General features: G+C 58.6%; 7 protein-coding genes. 4 read left to right on the top strand and 3 right to left on the bottom strand.

Annotated features, from left to right (window positions below):
• Positions 1-125 precede the first annotated feature (125 nt).
• From AC5Y2L_RS28395 to AC5Y2L_RS28385, 3 genes are all read right to left on the bottom strand, one after another.
• Positions 126-338 carry a hypothetical protein gene (locus AC5Y2L_RS28395; protein WP_499940047.1) on the bottom strand — a complete coding sequence of 71 codons (213 nt, stop codon included), beginning with the start codon at positions 336-338 and terminating at the stop codon, positions 126-128.
• A gap of 126 nt (positions 339-464) precedes the next feature.
• Positions 465-1,658 carry a hypothetical protein gene (locus tag AC5Y2L_RS28390; RefSeq protein WP_499940045.1) on the bottom strand — a complete coding sequence of 398 codons (1,194 nt, stop codon included), beginning with the start codon at positions 1,656-1,658 and terminating at the stop codon, positions 465-467.
• 1,303 nt (positions 1,659-2,961) lie between these two features.
• Complete coding sequence (locus AC5Y2L_RS28385) at positions 2,962-3,387, bottom strand: hypothetical protein (protein WP_499940043.1); 426 nt, start codon at positions 3,385-3,387, stop codon at positions 2,962-2,964.
• A gap of 50 nt (positions 3,388-3,437) precedes the next feature.
• On the opposite strand from AC5Y2L_RS28385, the gene AC5Y2L_RS28380 reads away from it, so the two are divergent.
• From AC5Y2L_RS28380 to AC5Y2L_RS28365, 4 genes are all read left to right on the top strand, one after another.
• Positions 3,438-3,668, top strand: coding sequence for a helix-turn-helix domain-containing protein (locus AC5Y2L_RS28380; RefSeq protein WP_499940041.1), 231 nt, complete (start codon positions 3,438-3,440; stop codon positions 3,666-3,668).
• Between the two features lie 429 nt (positions 3,669-4,097).
• Entirely contained in the window at positions 4,098-4,307 is a 210-nt protein-coding gene (locus tag AC5Y2L_RS28375; protein ID WP_499940039.1) for a DNA-binding protein, read from the top strand.
• A 67-nt stretch (positions 4,308-4,374) separates the two neighbouring features.
• On the top strand, positions 4,375-5,643 hold the full coding sequence (locus tag AC5Y2L_RS28370) for a DUF3631 domain-containing protein (RefSeq protein ID WP_499940038.1): 1,269 nt from the start codon (positions 4,375-4,377) through the stop codon (positions 5,641-5,643).
• A 208-nt stretch (positions 5,644-5,851) separates the two neighbouring features.
• Complete coding sequence (locus AC5Y2L_RS28365; RefSeq protein ID WP_499940036.1) at positions 5,852-6,718, top strand: HGGxSTG domain-containing protein; 867 nt, start codon at positions 5,852-5,854, stop codon at positions 6,716-6,718.
• Positions 6,719-6,844 lie beyond the last annotated feature (126 nt).

Here is a 6,844-nt window from a genome sequence, read left to right as displayed (position 1 = left end):
GTATGCACTTGTGGCGGTAGTTGACACAGACGGCGGCTGCCGGATGTAAGGTACGACTGGCTCCCCGCCGCTGTGCTACTACGTAGCTTGAGCACAAGACTGCCAGCGCCGCGAGCTTTTACCGCTTAAATGCGGTAATCGTTTGATACCTTCACGTTGTTGGCGGGCGGATCGTCCCGGCTGGCCTGCTGGCCATGGTATCGACCCCCCAACGACGGCGGCGCGTTCTCCAGACCCTTGGGCATGAGGCCGTTGCCCCAGGAGAACTCGCTAGACTCAGCGTCGAGAGCATCCCAGTCCAGCGAGTGCCGCGCGTTGGAGTCAGACAGTCCCGGCATCTTGCGAGCCTTCCTGAGAGTGATTCGTACCAGCAGTTGGGCTCTGAGAGCCGGCCAAGGCGGCACCGGCCTGAGCAACAGCCACCAGAACCTGAGATAGGTTGCGACTCAGCCATTCTGACGGAGTCACTTGGGTATCTCCGGAATGTCATAGCTGCCGGTGGCCTTGAGTTGATATACCGCAGCTGCGCTACGGTGGCGGGTTCCGACACCAAACGCGCGAGTGTAAAAACTTTCCGTTAGAGGGTAGGTGGAGTTGTTTCCAGGAATCTGGCGCAGACCGCGATAAAGCGTGTTCGTGTGTTCGCGAACACCAATTGGGTTCGTGGTTGAACGCGGCCCGCTGGAGGCGATAACGGCGAAGTATCCGGCTGGCACGAACTGGGTTTCGACAATCCAGACCGGACCCCATTTGCCGACTGTCGGCAACCCGAACACCTCACCGGGCGGCAGGTTGCCGACAAGCTCACCTGCACCCTGCAGTATGAAGCTGGGTTGGTTGGTGGCAGGCAGGAAATCGTATTTTGATACTTGGGTGTTGTTGTTCTCGACGTTGGCCCGAAAGCTTTGAATCACTTCGCTTTCGCGTTCATTGACTAGCGCGATGAGTTGTTGGTTGGAGTCCACCCGGCCGTAGCCGTGTTCGCGGATATTCTTGACCGCTTCAAGCAGGTCGCCCGAATCGATATCGACACTACCTGTCACGCGGTAGTGCGTGTGCGAGCCGTCGAATGTGCGGCCAAGAAACGGTGGCGGAATCATGCCATCCGCCGACCAGAGCCCGTAACAGGTGTTTCCTTGGCCGTTCTCTTCAGGTTCCGGCGAGAACAGGCGCTGCAGGATGGTTCCGGTCACCAGGCGGTTGTCGCTGTTCATTGCTCCGTCATGTACGGCGCGAACCTGCCGGGCATCCATGTCCCTAATTGCTTTCCAGGTGAAGCGGGCAGCCCGGTCGAAGTCGCGGAACGTAAAGCCAAGCAACACATGCTCAGTCGGAGGACGCAGGCCTTCGGGCTCCCCGAATTCCGATGCCTCTTCAAAGCTCTGTTCGTTGACACCTTGACTTACAGCTTCAGCAGTCGAGGTGTGCCAGTACGAAAGCAGGTCAACGATGGCACTGCGGTGCGCGTTCCACTCAGCAAGCGCGGTCTGCATCTCGAGCCATATCGAGTTGAGGTCCGTGCCGTCGACGGTCTGCGTAACTCGGGGCAGCGCGTCCCCTTCCGTGAGGTAACCGCCGCCTTCGGCGCCATACGGCGGTAGATGCAAAAGGGACTGGAAGTCAGTCGGATTGATTCGAGAAGCCGCAAGAGCACTCATTGTGCGAGCCTTTCCTGGTCGATTGGAAACACCAGGCTCGCAAGCGCGGCGGGACTGAAAGGCATCTCAGCCGCGCCTGCGCTAGGTGCCGACTCGCGCCGTAACAGGAACTTACGCGGCCAAGTCCGCCGCCCGCTGAAACCCGTTATACCCCACCGTGACCCAGCGCGCAGCCTCCGACTTCGGCGGTCACACGCGGGCCGGCGTGGGCTATGATGGGCACCAGTGGCCATGTCCAACAGGTCATTTCGTAAATATATGCAGGAAGCGCATTACAGTCATGACACGAACCGCGTCCTTTGCGCAGTACCTCGACCTACAAGAGGCTGTCAGGTACCTAAGCTCGCTGGGTTTCACAGCAGCCACCGTTGAAACGGTCAAGTACCACGCCTACTACACTGGCAAGCTTCCCCGCCCGAAGATCCTTGGCCGCAAAGCGCATTGGAGCCGAGAAGCGCTAGACGCTTTGGTAGAGGCTCTATGATGCCGGGACTACCTATAGCGCAGTTGCTGTGTGTGGATCGTGAACCCGGCTTTGTGCGGTATGACGTGCTGTGCCCGTTCTGTAATGCGGTGCACCATCACCAGTGGATTGGAACCGACACCAGGTTTGCGTTGACAGCACCGTGTTCCTGTGCGAGGCGGTACCGCGTAGACCTAAGCGGCGCAGTAGGAGCTGGACGCCCGAAACGCGATGTATCACAGCCGCACCCTGTATTCGAGCGTCGGCAGGACCGCGACGACCAAGCAATGCACGAGCACGAAAACAATTGGATCGGATAGGAGAAAAAATCGATATGTTTCAGCTTGATGAAACTTGGCAGAGAATCAGTGAGACTAACAAGGCCGCTGGGGTCCAGGTTGACTGGACGGCAACCGAACGCGGCCAAATGGAAGCGTTGGCCGATGACTTGAATCGAGCGCTTGAACGCCACCCGATCATTCACGCATGGCGCACCAGCAACGGCAGACAGCTACAGTTTTGGTGCAAATTCTGCAAGGACTACCATACCCACGGACGGCACGGTAGCGCGTCTGAGTTTAACGGGAAGGACTCCGGTTCTCTACTGCCAGTACGGTTGTGGAGGCAGTACGTCCGAAAGTACGCCGACTGCACATACCGGTTCGGCAGAGGGTTTTGTACGTGCCCTATAGGTTCCGGCGATGGCCACCGGGCACCACATTGCTGGAACCGTAAACCGGGCCACTACTACGAGCACGGCTACATTTTGCGTGAAGTCGAACCTAACGACGCCAGAGCGCTGCAAAAGCCCAATCGCTTCGGTGGAGTCCCGTATAGCTTCTAGCCTCCAGCCATGGTGTTTGCGAAATTCTGCAGCGCGGCCGAGTAACCAGGGCACCACAGCTCCGTCGAGCGGAACATGACCGCGACGGCCTCACTCTTGTTGAAGTCGTAGGTGTCGATTAGCTTCTGCCCGGTCTTCTTAACGCTGGCGTAGTTGACGCCACCCATCACACCCCAAGCCCGGCAAACAACGATGTCACCGTACGACCGCGAGAAGAAATCAACCTTGCCGGCATCGACGGGGTCGGCCGAAGCCAGCGCGTTGCTGGAACCATGTGCAAACAGGATGCCAATAACGACAACCAGGCGGACAGTGCCACGGGTCACCGGACCCACGGAAAGGAGATGCGCCTTCGCGCAAGCCCCCAGTGCAACGAATAAGCCTGTTAGGACCAGCGCGTAGCCAAGAAGCCGTTCCCCCATTCCACATATCCTAAATTGGGATATTACGGGTGGCAAGGTGCGCTGGCCGGGTGGAGAAGTCGCTCTACTCGGAGCAGTACCAACAGCTGTGTGCCTTGCTGAAGGAATTGCGCCGTGGAGCAGGGCTGACTCAGGTAGAAGTCGCTGCGCGCCTCGATGTCCCCCAGTCATTCGTCAGCAAATACGAATCAGGCGAGCGGAGACTGGATGTGATCGAACTCCGTCACGTGGCCGAGGCGATCGGTACCACCCTGGAGATTGTGGTCTCCCGTCTAAACTGACCGTGCTTTCCCCACGTTCTTCAGGGTCCGTGCAACTGCAATGGACCAGCGGTCCTGGTTGGATTGCCTACAAGGCTTAACAATTAGATTCCGCGCTGGGTGGGCTTTCCCCTCGGGATCGCTGTTGCGCTGGGCAGTGGGAGTGGTGGCGTGGGCACGGAACGCTCGGTTGGGTGAATACAGACGCCACAATGGGCACCTACTCGATTCCGCCGCTAACCGGCAGCGCTTTCGTGCAGGAATCTGCCGAAGTTTCGGCGATTGCAGCTGCTCTATTGACCGCTTTTTACATTGCACCTTCCGTAATGCCTTGTATCGCACTATATTCCGGTGTCACGATGCTGCTTGGCGCGCGTTGGTCCGCTAAATTCAAGTGTGCCAGAGGTTGTCGGCATTCGGCCGCAACCGGCAAGTCATTGGAGAGTAGGAATGTCTGCGCCAACACAGCAGTTCTATGACCGCGCCGAAGTAGTCGCCATTGCACACGCGCGGGGCCTGAAGCATATCACCGAGAACTCAGTCGTCACGGCTGCCTACAAAGGCAGCAAGCCGCTGAAGATGACCAAGGTCAACGGTCGTGTCTACTACGCCCACAACGACGTTGAGGCGTGGCTTGCCGGCGACCGGCTGGCTGACTGAGCCAATAAAAGACGAGACCGCCCAATTGCTTTGACGGACAACGGGCGGCCTCGCGAAGGAAAATGACATGACTTTACCGGACCCGAATGCCAGTGTCGCCCCCGACGATGGAAAGCCAATCAACGGCCTAGAACTGCTCGACGAAATCGATGACTTTTTATCCCGCTACGTGATCTACCCCAGCGACCACATGCGCCGCGCGCACACGCTGTGGATCGCCCACACGCATTTCATGGAGTTGTGGGACTCCACACCGCGAATCTATTTCAAGTCGCCGGAGCCCAGCAGCGGCAAGACCCGCGCGCTGGAAGTTAGCGAGCACCTGGTATTGCGCGGATTCATTGCTCTCAACATGAGCGCAGCCGCGCTGATTCGAAAGCTCGGCGACAAACCCGAAAACCGGCCCACACTGCTGGTTGACGAGGTGGACACCATCTTTGGGCCAGCAGCCGGAGAACACGAAGATATTCGCGGCGTGATCAACGCGGGACACCGTAGAAGCGGAACGTCTTCCAGGTGTGTGGTCCACGGCAGCAACGTGGAGGTTGTCGACTTTCCGGCCTACGGTGCCGTGGGTCTTGCTGGGCTGAATGATCTTCCGGACACCATCATGAGCCGTGCCGTCGTGGTGGCTATGAAGCGCCGTGCCCCTGGCGAGCAGGTCAAGCCTTGGCGCATCCGGGAGGACGAACCGAAGGCCAAGGCTCTTGGTGCCCGCTTGGCACAGTGGGCCATGCAGGTCAAACAAGAGTTGTGGGACGGTAACCAATACGTGGTGGCCTGGCCGGACATGCCGGAGGGAATCGCCGACCGCATGGCGGATTGCTGGGAGGCCTTGCTGGCGTGCGCATCCTTTGCGGGCGGACACTGGCCTCTGACCTGCAACAATGCGGCACTTGCGGCACTTGCGGACTTGCGGGACATGGGGGACGGGGGCAGCACCGGCGTGCTGTTGCTGTCCGACCTTCACCGAATCTTCTTCTCCAAGAGAGGTAAAACCCTCATGGAAGAAAACAACAAGCCTGCACTCAAGACACAACAACTCCTCAAAATGCTTGAGAGCTTTGATGAATCACCCTGGAAGAGTTACCGCCGAGATGGAAGCCCCCTTGGCTCTCGGGATTTATCACAACTACTCAAGCCCTACGGGATTAAAAGCACGAACATCTGGTGGAGCAAAGACTCGAACACCAAAGGGTACTACTTAAAGGCGTTTGAGGATTCCTGGTCTCGGTACGTCAGGGAACCCGAATCAGAGGAACAAACGTCCAATGCCACCAACGGTTTTCAAGTCGCACACGCATCAATGCTCACGAGTACGGAAGTGGAGTTCTAACTCATGGGAATTGAAGCACCGCAGAGGGGCGTCTTCGCCTACCGCCGAGAATCCGCAAGGTCCGCAAGGTCCGCAAATCCCAAGTCAGCGCATGTGCTGTCTGTCGGCATTGGCGGCAGCTTGCGCCACCGTGCAGCAAGCACAGCACCTTCTCACGACAAACAATCCAGCGCGGTTCAGCGCAGAACTCCCGAAAGCAGTGCAGCTCATGACTAATCACGAGGACGGCATTATCGACGCGGAAATCGTAGAAGAGGATCACCTTCCGGCCAGAATTGAGCCTGGGGGCACCCATGAAGGCGCGAAATCCTTTAAGGCACAGCCTCGTGAGGATGGCCGAGACTGGCCACACGGACCATTGCCGGAGCGCCGCTGCAGAGCACACAGCAGCCGGACCGGCGAACCGTGTAAGAACGCGGCGATCAAGGGAAGCACCGTCTGTCGGTTCCACGGCGGAGCGGCAAAGCAGGTGAAAGCCAATGCTAGAGCTCGGCTAGAGAACGCCGCTGACCTAATGGCCAAGCAACTGCTTGGGATTGCCCTCACGGCCGAAAGTGAGGCCGTCAAGCTCGCGGCGATCAAGGATGCGCTTGACCGTGGCGGCCTGAAAGCGCCGTCCGAAGTTGTACTGTCCCAAGGCGAAGCCAAGCCATACGAGCAAGTATTCGACGCCATCGGCGGTAAACCTGAAGAAAGCTCACCTGCAAGCAGGCTCGCTGAATCACTAGACGCTAGTCGCGCTAGTGATCATTACGGCCCAGGCGGCAATAGCACCGAATCTTCTGCTCAGCGTGACCTTTCCGATCCAACCCAACCACCGACCCTGCACACCCAACCAACACCCGAACCGGACACACTGCGCCCGCGGACATGCCGGGACGGCAGTCGGAGCGCTAATGCCGATTCGCCAGTTGCCGACCAGCAGTCGTATTCGGAGGGCAAGCCAGCACGCCAGGAAGTGCACATCACCGGCCTGGCGGCAATACAAATCGCGAACCAGGCAAATCGTGCCAGTGGAGCGTTGCCGCCGCTTCGGGAGCTAGAGAGCCCGCACAAGCGATACAGAAGGCCATAGCCCTACTCGCTGCATCTCTGCAGGTAGAAGGGTCGGCTATAAGTATTCGGTGAGGTGAGTGACGCTCGTCATTCGCCACAACCGACACCAGGGAGAGGACATGACCACAGCAAACGCCGGCTGCCA

It is taken from the genome of Mycobacterium sp. NGS66, assembly GCF_059812225.1.
Note: the sequence above shows the minus strand (reverse complement) of the source record. Positions and strands in the feature narration are given on the sequence as shown.

Coding starts and splice junctions, on each gene's coding strand:
- AC5Y2L_RS28395 (WP_499940047.1), bottom strand. CDS start 338: ATGCCGGGACTGTCTGACTCCAACGCGCGGCACTCGCTGGACTGGGAT.
- AC5Y2L_RS28390 (WP_499940045.1), bottom strand. CDS start 1,658: ATGAGTGCTCTTGCGGCTTCTCGAATCAATCCGACTGACTTCCAGTCC.
- AC5Y2L_RS28385 (WP_499940043.1), bottom strand. CDS start 3,387: ATGGGGGAACGGCTTCTTGGCTACGCGCTGGTCCTAACAGGCTTATTC.
- AC5Y2L_RS28375 (WP_499940039.1), top strand. CDS start 4,098: ATGTCTGCGCCAACACAGCAGTTCTATGACCGCGCCGAAGTAGTCGCC.
- AC5Y2L_RS28370 (WP_499940038.1), top strand. CDS start 4,375: ATGACTTTACCGGACCCGAATGCCAGTGTCGCCCCCGACGATGGAAAG.
- AC5Y2L_RS28365 (WP_499940036.1), top strand. CDS start 5,852: ATGACTAATCACGAGGACGGCATTATCGACGCGGAAATCGTAGAAGAG.